Origin of the sequence: Mesorhizobium sp. M0771, from assembly GCF_040320155.1 — a bacterium.
In the GTDB taxonomy this organism is placed as follows: Bacteria; Pseudomonadota; Alphaproteobacteria; order Rhizobiales; family Rhizobiaceae; genus Mesorhizobium.
In genome coordinates, this window is record NZ_JAMYPC010000023.1 from 36,348 (window position 1) to 49,480 (window position 13,133).

At 63.5% G+C, this 13,133-nt stretch carries 10 protein-coding genes; 3 read left to right on the plus strand and 7 right to left on the minus strand.

The features are described from left to right. Positions 1-124 precede the first annotated feature (124 nt). The 5 genes from NKI05_RS27235 to NKI05_RS27255 form a co-directional block, all read right to left on the minus strand. A complete protein-coding gene (locus tag NKI05_RS27235; protein WP_352793635.1) occupies positions 125-1,765 on the minus strand; it encodes an ABC transporter substrate-binding protein in 1,641 nt (546 codons plus the stop codon). A gap of 415 nt (positions 1,766-2,180) precedes the next feature. Next, positions 2,181-3,167, minus strand: coding sequence for an alpha/beta hydrolase (locus NKI05_RS27240; RefSeq protein ID WP_031205814.1), 987 nt, complete (start codon positions 3,165-3,167; stop codon positions 2,181-2,183). Between the two features lie 3 nt (positions 3,168-3,170). After that, the gene (locus NKI05_RS27245) at positions 3,171-3,848 is read right to left on the minus strand and encodes an isochorismatase family protein (protein ID WP_023672542.1); all 678 of its coding nucleotides are present in this window, start codon (positions 3,846-3,848) and stop codon (positions 3,171-3,173) included. A 382-nt stretch (positions 3,849-4,230) separates the two neighbouring features. After that, positions 4,231-5,535 carry a M24 family metallopeptidase gene (locus NKI05_RS27250; RefSeq protein WP_023698044.1) on the minus strand — a complete coding sequence of 435 codons (1,305 nt, stop codon included), beginning with the start codon at positions 5,533-5,535 and terminating at the stop codon, positions 4,231-4,233. A 323-nt stretch (positions 5,536-5,858) separates the two neighbouring features. Then, positions 5,859-6,755 carry a GlxA family transcriptional regulator gene (locus NKI05_RS27255; protein WP_352519331.1) on the minus strand — a complete coding sequence of 299 codons (897 nt, stop codon included), beginning with the start codon at positions 6,753-6,755 and terminating at the stop codon, positions 5,859-5,861. A 183-nt stretch (positions 6,756-6,938) separates the two neighbouring features. On the opposite strand from NKI05_RS27255, the gene msrC reads away from it, so the two are divergent. Beyond that, a complete protein-coding gene (msrC, locus tag NKI05_RS27260) occupies positions 6,939-7,436 on the plus strand; it encodes a free L-methionine (R)-S-oxide reductase MsrC (protein WP_023698045.1) in 498 nt (165 codons plus the stop codon). Here the strand turns inward: msrC and NKI05_RS27265 are convergent. Beyond that, positions 7,433-8,467, minus strand: a complete 1,035-nt coding sequence (locus NKI05_RS27265) for a YeiH family protein (protein ID WP_444848994.1) — start codon at positions 8,465-8,467, stop codon at positions 7,433-7,435. The two genes, msrC and NKI05_RS27265, sit on opposite strands and share 4 nt — an antisense overlap. Positions 8,468-8,714: 247 nt before the next feature. Continuing rightward, positions 8,715-11,441: an autotransporter domain-containing protein gene (locus NKI05_RS27270; RefSeq protein WP_352793639.1), complete on the minus strand. Its 2,727-nt coding sequence runs from the start codon at positions 11,439-11,441 to the stop codon at positions 8,715-8,717. 743 nt (positions 11,442-12,184) lie between these two features. Between NKI05_RS27270 and NKI05_RS27275 the strand changes: the two genes are divergently transcribed. Together NKI05_RS27275 and NKI05_RS27280 are read left to right on the plus strand one after the other, a co-directional pair. Beyond that, a complete protein-coding gene (locus NKI05_RS27275; protein ID WP_023816252.1) occupies positions 12,185-12,646 on the plus strand; it encodes a GNAT family N-acetyltransferase in 462 nt (153 codons plus the stop codon). A gap of 23 nt (positions 12,647-12,669) precedes the next feature. Beyond that, entirely contained in the window at positions 12,670-13,053 is a 384-nt protein-coding gene (locus NKI05_RS27280) for an ACT domain-containing protein (RefSeq protein ID WP_023752026.1), read from the plus strand. Positions 13,054-13,133 lie beyond the last annotated feature (80 nt).

The window sequence follows — 13,133 nt, forward strand, 5'->3', positions numbered from 1 at the left end:
CCAGACCGATCCACGATCGCCGCGTCAAGACAGACACCGTCGTAAATGCTCGGAGTGCGCTGCAGGTATTTACCTGAGCGACATACCGCTCAGGTGCCAGCCGGTATGCGGCGTCCCCGAACGATCACCCCTCCAGCCACACCTTCTCAAAATGCTGTTCCAGCGACTGGTGCTGTTCGCAGCCTTGCACGCCTTTGCGATAGGTGCGGTAGACCGAGCGCCAGTAGGGCTGGATGATGATGCCGGCATCGCGCAGATTCTGTTCGATCTTGGCCATGATCTCCTTGCGCTGTGCGGCATCCGGCGTTGCCAGCGCCTTGTCGAGGAGTTCGTCGAACTCTTTGTTGGCGTAAGCGCTTTCGTTCCAGGCGGCGCCCGATTTATAGGCGAGCGCCAACACCTGGACGCCGAGCGGGCGGCCCAGCCATTCGGTTGTGGAGAAGGGGTATTTGCTCCAGTCGTTCCAGAAGGTCGCGGCGGGCAGCACGGTTCGCTTGATCTTCAGGCCGGCCTCGCGCATCTGCGCGGCGATCGCATCGCCGGTGCTCTTTTGCCATTCGACGTCGACCGAGATCAGCTCGAATTCGTGGTCCGTCTTGCCGGCCTCGGCGAGCAATTTCTTGGCCTGTTCCGTGTCGCGCTTGGCCGGGCCGATATCGGCAAATTCCGGGTGCATCGGGCCGACATGGTGATTGTCGGCAGGCTTGCCGCGGCCGCCGAGGCCGAGCGCCAGCACGGCCGAATTGTCGACCGCAAGCTGGGCGGCGCGGCGCACCTTGACGTCGCCATAAGGCGCGTTGCCGACATTGAAGCGGGCAACGATGGTCGAGCCGGTGGCGATCTCGGAATTCAACAAGCCCATCTGCTCGGTCTGCGACACGGCGTCGGACGCGGTCTCATGGTCGGTGTCGATCTCGCCGGATTCGAACGCCGACAGCGTCGCGTTGGGGTCGGAGCCGTAATCGACCCATTTGATGCCGTCGAGGTAGAAGTCGCCCTTCCACCAGGGCTTGTCCTTGCGCTTCACCTCAGCACTTGTCTCGGCATTCCAGCTGCCCAGTTCGCAGGGTCCGGTGGTGATCGCCAGCGCCTTCATCGGATCGTCGCCGCCCTCATAGGAGCGGTGCATGATCAGCGCGGGATAGTCGGCCATCCCTGCGATCAGCGAAATGTCGGGTTTCGGCAGATTGAGCTTTACGGTGAAATCGTCGACCTTCTCGATGCCGCCATCGACCGGCTTCTTGGTGTCGGCATTGACCAGCGCGCCCATGCGCGCGGCGACCGAATTGCCGGGGACGGAAGCGTCGCACCAGCGGTTGAGATTGTGGATGACGTCATCGGCGTTGAAGGCGTCGCCATTCGACCAGGCGATGCCCTTGCGCACATGCAGCGTCAGCGTCTTGGCGTCGTCGCTGGTTTCCCAGCTTTCGAGCAGCCACGGCTCGAAGGTGAAGTCGCGGTTCCAGCGCACCAGATATTCGTTGCAGTGGCGCGCCACATTGGACATTTCGACACCGTCGAAAGTGCGCGGATCCTTGAACCCCTTGACGTTCATGGCGACGCGCAAGGTGCCGCCGCGCTTCGGCTCCTGGGCCCGGGCAGGCGACGCGCTGAGGCCGCCCAGCGCCAGCGCTCCGGCAGCACTGACGCCGAAGCCGGCCATGATGGCAAGATATTCGCGCCGGTTGACGCCGCCTTTCCTGAAATCGTCGGCAACGGGCTTCGCCTGCGGGTGCAAATTGCGGTCGGTCAGCATGAATTTCATCGTCGTTCCCTCTTTTGTTGGGCGCCCCGACGGTCCGTCTCCGCTGGGGGCGGAGGCGACCATCGGGCGCGCCGTTGCCTGAGCAGGCGATGATAAAGCGGGCCCACCCAGGGAAATGTTCTCTTTTCCGCAATTCTTGTGCACTGCTCCGCAGAGGTAGACTGCCAATCTCCCCCCTTGTGGGGGAGATGTCCGGCAGGACAGAGGGGGGCGCTGTCCCGCCATCCCGTCTGCCGACTGGAGTATCTTCACAGATAATCGTTGCGCTGATTTAGGATATTGAAGGGCCGCGATCCTTCGCGCCCCCCTCTGGCCTGCCGGCTTTCGTCGTTCGGAAAGCCAAGCAATTGGCTTTCCATCCGCTACGCGGACCACTCCTCAACCCCCATGAGGGGGAGATCAGCGCTTCGCCGCCTCAATATGGCCAGTCGTTCTTGCCGAGCACGGCGACGGCGGCGATGGCTGCAAGCGTGCACGCGAACGCCTCGCCGGCGCGCTGAACACTTTTGCGGGCGCGCAGAAAACTGTGCACGAGGCGGTTCTCCTCATACCACCAGGCGCGGCCGCCTGCCGCAACGATGCGGTCGCGATAGGTCTCGCCGTCCGATGACAGCGGATCGCATTGGGCGGTGATGATGACAGTCGGCGGCAGGCCGGAGAAGTCATTGTCGCTCAGCGGCGAAAAAGTCGGGTCGTCGGGCGACTGTGCCGGGGCAGCGCGAATGGTGCGGTAGAACGCGATGTCGCGCAGCGTCAGCAACGGTGCCTCGGCATGTTCGACATAGGAGCCGGCACTCTCGTCGCCGCCGAGGCCGGGATAGATCAGCACCTGGCCGACCGCCCGGCGCAGGTGGCGGCGCGAGGCGTGCGCGACCGCGGCGGCAAGGTTGCCGCCGGCGCTTTCGCCAACGAGCACGATCGGCAGGTCCGTTGTCACCGCCGCCCATTCGAACACGGTCAGCGCGTCGTCGAAGGCGGCCGGGTGCGGATGCTCCGGCGCCAACCGGTAGTCGGCCGAGACAACGTCGAAACCGGTGCCGGCGCAGATCTCGGCGCAGATGTCGTCATGGCTGTCGAGCCCGCCAAGCACAAAGCCGCCGCCATGATAGTAGACGATGACGGCGCGCACGGGCTTGCCCGCCATCCGGTAGTAGCGGATCGGGATGGCGTGCCCTGCATCGGCGGCGATGATGCCGCCGCTGGCCGAAACCCCTTTGGGACAACCCTGATGGAAGGCGCGGCACATCGCATCATAGACCGACCTTTGCTCGGCGATCGGAAGTTCGGCGATTTCTGGCGGGAACCAGTCATTGACCAGGTCGATATACTCCCACAGCGCCGGATCGAGCAGGGTGGCGTATTTCCCCCGCCTGGCGATCTTGAGCTTGTGGACCGTGCCCATCTCTCAGAGCTCGCCGTAGAGCCGTTCGGCGTTTTCAAAGGTGAAGCGCAGCGGCACCGAGCCCTCGACCCGCCATGCATCGACGGTGTCGCCCGCCATCAGCCGGCACGCGTCTATCGTGTTGGTGACGGCGCCGCCATAGAGCCGGTTGGCAAGGTTGAGGATGGCGGTCTGGTGCATGGCGGCACTGCCGCTGCCGCAGGCATCCTTGACCAGAAGCACACGAAAGCCGGATGCGACCGCGTCCTTCACGGTGGCGTCGATGCAGGCCTCGGTCCAGACGCCGGCGACGATCAGCCATTCGATGCCGCGCGCCTTGAGTTCGGTTGCGCCAGGTCCGGCGCCGAAGGCGCTGGCCTGCGTCTTGACCAGCATCGTCTCGCCGGCCGCGGGCGCCACCTCATGGCAAATCTCCGTCAGCGGATCGGTCTTGTCGGAAAAGGCGGACTTGCCGTCGGCGTCGAGCGGATGGAACGGACGCGCCTTGGCGGTATCGACGATATAGGCCCAGTGATACAGCGGCACGAAGTTGCGCCGCGCCGCCGCCTGCAGGCGCTGGACATTGGCAAGCACCTCGCCAAAACCTTCGACCAGATAGCGCTTGTCCTGCCGATGCTCTTCCTGGAGGTCGATGAACGCCGCGGCGACCGTGCCGCGTTTGATCGAGATGCGGCTTTTCATGCGGATAGGCCTTGGTTCGCGACCAACGCCGCCGCTCTTCTCGCAAGGGCAGCGCAAGCGATGGAGATTGGTCGTCGTCCTCCGAACTTCGTCATCCCAGGGCGAAGCAGCCGCGCAGCGGCGTCGCGGAGACCCTGGGATCCATTCCGTGACGTCGACCGTGCAGTGCAACTGTGCAGGATCTGCACCGTTGCGGCGCTCTGGAGTCCATGCCGTGACATTGGCCAAGGAATGCAGCGGAGCAGAACTTGCACCGTTGCGGCGCGGATGAGTCCCGGCATGGATCCTAGGGTCTGCGCCGCGTCGCTGCGCTCCTTGCTTCGCCCTAGGATGACGACGGGATTGGCGTTCGCGCTGGTTGCCAAGGGATGCGAAACGACCATCAAACCTGCTTCTCCAGAAACTCATCCTCGTAGGGAAAGCGCGACAGAAGTTCGGTGCCGGTGTCGGTGATCAGGATCTCGTCCTCCAGCTTGACGCCCTCGCGGCCGCCTTTCTCGCCGATATAGCTTTCCACGCTCACCACCATGCCGGGCACGACAACACCGTCGCGGCCGTAGGTTTCATAGTCCATGGCGTGCGCTATGAACGGCGTCTCGCCATGCATGCCGACGCCGTGCATCACCGAGGTATAGCGCTGGTCGACGAAACGGTCCGGGATTTTCCACGCCTTTTCGGCGATTTCGCGAAACGCCATGCCCGGCCTGACGATCGAAATGTTGTGCTGAACCTGGTCGTGCGCCATGCGGTAAAGCGATTTCTGATAGTCGGTCGGCTTGCCCGGCCCGCAGCGGAAGGTGCGCGAAAAATCGGAATAATAGCCATAGCAGCCGATCGTGTCGGTATCGAGCGCCAGAAGCTCGCCCGGCCGGATTTTGCGGCCGCTGGCCTCGTTGAACCACGGATTGGTGCGCTGGCCCGAGGTGAGCAACCGCGTCTCGATGAACTCGCCGCCCTGGCGGATCACCTCGCCATACATGATGGCGAACAGCTCGTTTTCGGAGACGCCGGGCTTGATCGCCTCGCGCACGGCATAAACAGCGGCTTCCGCGCCAGCCATCGATACCTGCAGGCATTTGACTTCCTCGGGTGTTTTCACCGCGCGCACCGCCAGGATTTCGCCCTGACAATCCCTGACGTCGCAGCCGCGCTTTTCCAGCGCCAGCGCCTGCAAATGGCTGCAGCGGTCGAGCCCGAGCTTCATCGAGCCGCCGCCATGTTTCTTCAAAAGCTCGGCGATCTCGTCGGCGAAGGGGCCGGCGGTTTCGTCGTCGCGGCCCGACACCGAAGACCATACCAGCTTGGACGGGCGCGCCTCGTCGATCGTGTCGAGCACCATCGAGACATGGTAGCTCTGCGGGTATTCGAACAGCACGATCGGCCCGTCGGTCGGGATGAAGAAATACCGCGTCGAGTTGCGCAGGAAATAGCCGAACATGTTGCGCGAGCCGGTGGCATAGCGCTGGTTGTAGGGGTCGAACAAAACGACGCCCCCATAGCCCGCCTCGCGCATCCAGCCGCGCAGTTTCGCCAGCCGACCCTTGCGCAGCGCGTCGGCATCGATGAAGGACGGCTCGGTGTCCGACAGCCACATGCCACCGGCCGAGTCAGCCGCGACCGGGTGGCGCATGCGGTCCTTGAAATCCACATCCTCGGTGCTGTCCGGGTCGAAAACGACGATGCTCATGGGTGCGCCTCCTGAAGGGCTAGACCATAGCCATGCGCCGAAAAATGTCTGTGCGAGAATCCGCAGATGTCGTGCGAAATGCCGCAAGAAGGGCATGGATACAAAGGGCAATGTTGCGATCCTTCGCGCCCCCTCTGTCCTGCCGGACATCTCCCCCACAAGGAGGGAGATTAGCAGCTTTCGCGTCCCGCTCGCCCTGCAACGTTGGTGATTGGCGAAAGCCGAGGCGACATCTGATCTCCCCCCGTGTGGGGGAGATGTCCGGCAGGACAGAGGGGGGCGCTGTCCCGCCAGCATCTCACCGCGTTAGCGCGCAGCGCCCTCTAATGCCGCCGCATCGCCTTCGGCGCGTGCCCATGCTCCTCGCGAAACGCTCGGGCAAAACTTGACATGGACGCGAAGCCGCAGGCCAGCGCCACGTCTCGCACCATCAGCGTCGAATGGGCCAACAGGTCGGCGGCGCGCCGTAGCCTGAGGCGCCGGTAATAGCCGTTGGGCGAAATGCTGAGCTCGGTGCGGAAATTGCGCTCCAGCTTGTCGGAGGAGACACCGAGCCTTGCCGCCAGCTCCGTCATGCCAAGCCGCTCTTCCACCGCATCCTCCATGATGGCGATGGCCGACAGCACCAGTTCGTTCTGGACGCCGGTGCGCAGCCTGAGCGGCATCAGCTTGCGGTCGACGCTCGAACGCAAGGGGCTGTGCACGAACCATTCGGCAACGCCCGCCGCGAGCTCGCCGCCATAATCGTTGGTGATGATCTCCAGCATCATGTCGAGGCTGCCGACGCCGCCGGCCGAGGTGAAGCGCTTGCGGTCGATGACATAGAGGTCGCGCCGAAGCTCGATATCCGGGAAGGCCTCGGTGAAGGCGGCCTGGCTGGTCCAGTGCAAGGTGCAGGCATGGCCGTCGAGCAGGCCGGCCCGTGCGAGGAAGAAGGCGGCGTCGGCCACCGCGCCGATATGGGCGCCGGCGCGCAGGCTCCTGCGGATCCAGGCAACCGCATCGTCCGCGACAAGCAAGTCCGCATTGCCGCCGGAGCAGACGACGATGCGGTCGACCTTCGGTGCGCTCGAGGCTGAGAATCCCGGTTGTATGACAACCCCATTGGACGCCTCGACCGTGCCCTGGTCGGCGCCGACGATCACCCAGCGGTAACAATCGCGCTTGGCCAGCACATTGGCGGCGCGCAGCGGCTCGATCACCGAACTGAACGCCATCATCGGAAAGCCGGGAAAGACCAGCACAGCGAAGGTGAGGGGACCTTCGCTCGCTGCGGGTTGCGCCCGGTCGTGTGTTTGGCTGGCACGGTCGGTATTCACAATTGTGTATTTCCTGGGAGCGTCATTGGTGGCAGACAGGAAATGTAACGGGCTTTTTGGCCCGCCGGCAATGGAGACGACGCCATGTTTGCGGCCCAGACCATCGACAGCACCGACAAGCCGGCCTTCTACCGCGAACTGGCCACCCAGTTGAAGGCGCTGCTGGAAGGCGAGAGCGACTCCGTCGCCAACGCCGCCAACACATCGGCGCTGATCTTCCAGATGGTGCCCGATCTCAACTGGGCCGGCTTCTATTTCTTGGCCTCCGACGAGGAGCTGGTGCTCGGACCGTTCCAGGGCAAGCCGGCCTGCGTGCGCATCGCCGTCGGCAAGGGCGTGTGCGGCACCGCCATCGATCTCGAAATGTCGATGCTGGTCAAGGATGTGCATGAATTTGCCGGCCACATCGCTTGCGACGCCGACTCGCGCTCGGAACTCGTCGTGCTGCTGAGGGACAATGACGGCGTCTTCGGCCTGATCGACCTCGACAGCCCGGCGCCCGGCCGCTTCGACAAGGACGACCAGGCGGGCATCGAGGCGCTTGCCGCGATCTATGTCGCGGCGAGTTCGTTCGAGGATTAAGCGAACTTCACCAGCATCAGGCTGAAGCAGCCGATGAACAGGAAGGCGCAGGAGGCGAGCGCCAGCGGGCGAAGGCCGCGCGAGCGCAGCTGCGAAATGTTGGCCTGCAGACCCATGGCGGCGAGCCCCATGGTCAGCATGATGGTGGTGGCGAACGCCATGGCCGACTTCACTTCGGCCGGCACGGCAACCAGGCTGTTCAGCGCCACGACGGCGATGAAAGCGGCGACGAACCACGGCATCGGCGGCCGCGCACCGGATTGGTCGCTTGGGCGATCGCCATTGCTCTTGCGGCGCGCCATCAGGCCGAGCGCGATGACCATCGGCGCCAGCAGGGCGACGCGGGTCAGCTTGGCGACGGTGGCGATCTCGCCGGACTGGGCGCCGTTCTGGAAGCCGGCGCCGATGACCTGTGCCACCTCGTGGATCGAGGCGCCGGCCCACAGGCCGAATGCGTGCTGGTCGAGGCCGAGCACCGGCGCCAGCAGCGGAAAGCCGAGCATGGCGACGGTGCCGAACAGCGTGATCGAGGCGACGGCATAAGTGACGTCCTCGTCGCGCGCATCGGTGACGATGTTGGTGGCAACGATCGCCGAAGCGCCGCAGATCGAGGTGCCGGCGGCAATCAGCTGCGCCAGCTTGGCGTCGACGCCGATCAGCCGGCCAAGCGTAATGGTGAAGACGAAGGTCGCTCCAAGGGTCAGCGCCACGATGCCGACGCCGCCGGCGCCGATGGAGACAACCTGTCCGAGCGTCAGCTGAAAGCCGAGCAGCACGATGGCAAAGCGCAGCAGGCGCTTCTGCGAGAATGCAATGCCGGCCTTGGCGTGGGCGGGCGTGCCGAGCACGTTGGAATAGATCATGCCGGCGACGACGGCGAGGATCATCGGGCTGAACAGCGCGAAGCCGGAGACATTATGGGCCGAGAAGGCCACCCCCGTGATCATCGCCACCAGCACGATCCCGGGGATGACGCCATTCCACACGGAACCGAGCCGCTTCCGGCCCACGGCCAGATCGGCGGAAATCATGCTGATCGGAATATCGTTCGCTAGCTGGGCGGCGGAAGACAATGCAATTCTCCACGCAAGTACCTCAGGAGAATGTCATTCCGGAATCGATCTTTCCAACGAATTGTTTTTGTTGAAATGATCGATTTTTGTGAACGTTTAGGGCGGCCGAGGTCAGAATGAGAAAGAGCGGCCGGGCGAAACCTGGAGCCGCCCTAGATCATGATGAATTCCCTCACGATCTAACCCCACTTTTTGGGATCATGCCCTAGTATTTCATCCCAATTCGCGCGGCGATCGTATGGTCCTGGCTGTCGCCGTTGCTGCCGACCGCGGTGCTGTAGTTCAGCCCGAAGGCAATACCGCCGATTTGCGCATCGACGCCGAGCCCGATTGACAAATAGTCGTTGGAAAAGGCATCTGCGTCCAGCGCGTAGGGCGTGGTGCCGATATCGGCATAGCCGAGGCTGACGCGGCTGGAGCCGGCAAAGTCGTGCGTATACTCAAAGCGCGCGCGCGGTGTGAGCAGACCCCAGCTGGTAGGAATGTTGTTCTCGATGCGCAGGCCAAGGGTGCCCGACAGCGTGTCGACGGTCTGCTTGCCGAAGGTCAGATTATAGATGTCGCCACCCGTCTCGGTGAAGCCGTCAAGCGTGGAGTGGGACCCCGACAGACGTCCATAGGGTGATATCAGAGAGTCCGGCCGGCGAAATTCGTAGCCCGCCGTCAGCGACCCGAAGACCTGGCTTCCGTCGCGCGTTCCAGACGCGAAATCGCCGGTATCGGTCACATAGCGCTCACTGTCGAAATTGAGGGCGCCATAGCCGGCAAGGCCATCGACAAAAAAATCTGGCGCCGGGCGGTAGCTGCTATAGGCGGCGACCGAGATGGCATGGGCGCGGCTTTCGGTGCCGTTGCTCCCGACGTCGGTGACGTCATGGCCATAGCCAAACCCGAGACCGGCGGTGAAGGTCGGGGAAAAGCGGTAGTCGGCACCGACGCTCACGCCGACCAGCGTATGGTCGAGCTTGATGGCTCCATCGTCATCGGTGCCGAAATTGACGTAGCCGCCGCTCCAGAAGGCCAGTTCGCCAAATGGGTTCTCGGCCGGCAGTGACGACGTCTGGGTGTCCACGTCCGTGCCAGTTGAAGACTGTCCGGTCTTGATCGGCGACGCGCCGGTCGAAGTCCTGTCCTGCTTTGCGTTGGCGTTGGGCTGAATGCGCTCCGGATTGGGCGCTCCGTAAGTGGACTGCGACGATGCCGTGGCGATTGCGGCGAGCGCCGGATCGTTCGCCGCATTCTGCTGCTGAGCGTATGCGTCGGGATTGTCCGACGATTGCTGGACGGCAACGCTGAGGCCTATCGAATTGTGGCGCTGGTCGCCCTCATTGTGGAGCTGTTCCAGCCTCTGTCCAAATCCCTGGATCTGAATGTCGGCGAAGTGCTTTGCCGCCTCCACCTGTGCCCGAATCAGGCCGATCACTTCCGGATCGCGGGAGGGGTCGGGCCGTGCCGTGACGTTGATGGTCACGGTTGCCGGAGGTGACGTTCCGTCGGCATTCGAGAGCGTGTAGGTCAGGCTGGTTGTGCCGGCAAAGGTGGCTGCCGCGGCAAACTGCAGGATATAAGCGCCGCCATCGGGCACAATGGAAGCCGTGCCCGCTTCGCTCGGCGGCGGCGAGGCAATCGTGGCGCTGGTAAACGGCCCATTCGTAGCCCCTTGCGTCAGGTCGAGGGACCCGGTCGTTCCGGCCATCACGTCCAGCGTGTGGTCCTGTGCCGACGGCAAGTGGATCTCGACGACCACAGTGTAGTCACGTTGGCCGGTAAAGCCGTTGCTGTCCGTGGCCCGCACCGTAAAATCGTAATTGGCCGCGACAGTGGGTGTGCCAGCCAGTGTACCCCCAGGCGAGAGTGCGAGGCCGGGAGGCACCGAGCCGGAAACCACGGTGAAGGTGTAGGGTGCGGCGCCGCCATTGGGGCTGCTTGCGGTGATGGTCTGGCTGTACGGCGTGCCAATATGTGCATTCGGCAATGTTGCCGGCGAAAACTCCACCCTCACCGTGGTGCAGGACAGGACAAGATTGGTCACGTCGGCTCCCGCCACCGTGCCCGAGGCCGTCGTGACCGTGCATGTCTGGTCGGCCGGCTTGGCAGTAACATCAACGCTCCAGTTGGAGCCGGTCAGTAGGCCATCCGCAAAGGCAAAGGTGGTATCGCCGACATTCACGTCCCTGGTTTGCGTCCCTGCCGGCGAGCTTGATGTCAATTTCAAACTCACCGTCCCGGTCTGACCGCTCGCCGTGCCGCTGATCACATAGAGCGGCTCATCAAAACAGATCAATGCGGACCCATCGCCTGAATTGACGCCTTCCGCCACCGCAGCCGATTGCAGCGAGCCGGCATCCGATGATCCGCCGCCGCCGCCGCCGCCGGCGCCGTTCCAGTTCTGCTGGCACGAGGTCGTGCCGACGCCTGCGCCGCCACCACCGCCGCCGACAGTAGCCCCGCCACCGCCGCCACCAGCATATCCGGCGCCCAGGAAAGACCCTGAGAAATTTCGTGCAGTTCCGCCTTGGCCATTTGTCTGACCGGCCGTGCCAGGAAAACTATCGCACCCAGCGCCGATCGCGCCACCGGCACCTACAGTGCCACCTTCACCGCCAAAGGGGCCAAGGCCGCCCGAAACATCGGTTCCTGCCGAGCCGGATCCCCCGCTCTTGCCACCGGCGCCACCAGCTATCGAATTTGTAGTGTGCCAGCCCCCGTTGCCACCGCCGCCACCGCCGCCAGCAATTGCCAGGCGGGTTCCGCCCAGCCGCAGGTCGGTCGCCCCGCCACCATTGCCGCCGTCGGGAGTACCGCTCGCGCCACCGGGATTGACCGCGAGCGAGCCACGGCCGCCAACGCCGACAGAAAGGATGTCACCCGGCGCGACAGTCAAGGAACCGCTCACCTGGCCGCCGAGCCCGCCGGCGCCGCCTGGGCTCAATGGGCTGCCCCCGATGGTGCCGGCGCCGCTCTTGCCAACCCCGCCTTGCGCTCCCTTGAGGTATACTGTGGCGGAATGGGTGTTGCCAGGAACCGAGATGGACTGGTCGCCGCCAGTAAAGCTAAAAGCATGAGCTGTCTGTGTGGGACTACAAGACTGCCCGAGCGCTGACGTCGTGCCCGCGAGCGCGTAGACGACCGTCATCGCGCCTAACAAACGTGAGATTGTACGCTTTGCCAGCCCCCGATGCATGGCGCCCCCCCCCGTCAGCCCGTCCAGTGCTTCTCCGCTTATATTATGATGCCAAGATTAGATCAAATAGAAATTTGAACCAATGGTAGGTTGAATGTCCAACAATATTAGCTGTTGCTGTTTTTTTGTACGCGTACGAGAGCCCTACTCGACGGCGCAGCAGTTTAGGCGAGCAACCACCGCGCAAGGTGAAGACTGGCGTTGCCTGGCAGTACACTTATGGCCTTGCCGGCGCCGCCCGCTCTAGCCGCGCGGGTCAACTCGGAGGCTGGGCCAACGCCAAAATCTTGACAGCGCCGCGCTTCCTGCTCCAGCGTGGCGTCATGTTCGTTTTCTCGTTCGCCATCGCCAAGCGACGCCGTTCCTGCACCACGCAGCGCGGCAAGCTGTTTGCGCGACGAAAAGGACCGGCCCAATAAAATTCCGGTTCGTTCGTTCCAGCCCCGCCCGCGACGTCTGCCGGCGGGGTTTTCATGTCTGGAGCCTTTGCCATGTCCAATTCTTCCATCCTGTTTCGGCCGGCCCAACCGGCGGACGCTGCCGCCATCAAGGACATTGTGCGTGCCGCCTATGCCAAATGGGTGCCTCTGATCGGCCGCGAGCCGCTGCCGATGCGCGCCGACTATGACAAGGCGGTCGCCGAACATCCGTTCGATCTCGCCATCGAAAATGGCTGCATCGTCGGCATGATCGAGACCATGCTGGCCGAGGATCATCTCTGGATCGAGAATGTCTGCGTCGCGCCACAGGCGCAGGGCAGGGGAATCGGCCGGCTGTTGCTGGAACGGGCGGAGCAGAATGCGCTGGAGGCCGGCTGCTTCGAGCTGCGCCTGCTGACCATTGGCGCCTTCATGGCCAATGTGTTGTTGTACAAACGGCATGGCTATACGATCGACCGGGAGGAGCCGTTCATGAACGGCATGACGGTCTATATGAGCAAGAAACTGGGGTGATGGCCGATAACAGGGAGGATCGGATGGCAGTCAGGGTCCGGTTGAAGCCGCTCTCGGGGCGGTATGCGGTTTCGCGCCTCGAAGCAAAAGAGAGCATTCCCGGCTGGGCCGAAGGACCGGGCTTCGTCAGCATCACCAGGACAGAGGACGAGCTTTCGGTCGTCTGCCTGCAGGATCGGGTGCCGGACGGGGTGAAGCATGACAGGGACTGGGTCGCCCTGAAACTCCAAGGTCCCTTTGCCTTCGACGAAACAGGCATCGTGCTGTCGGTGATAAAACCATTGTCGGAAAACGAACTCGGCATTTTTCTGGTATCCACCTTCGATGGTGACCATCTGCTCGTCAAAGCCAAGGATGAAGCCGCGGCAAGGGGGCTTCTGGTCGCGGCGGGGCACACGCTTCTGTAGCCGTCGGCTCAATCGCCCGCCCTTGCGTTTGACATCGCTCTTGCCCCATCGTTATCCCTGAACCGATACGACGATCTGGC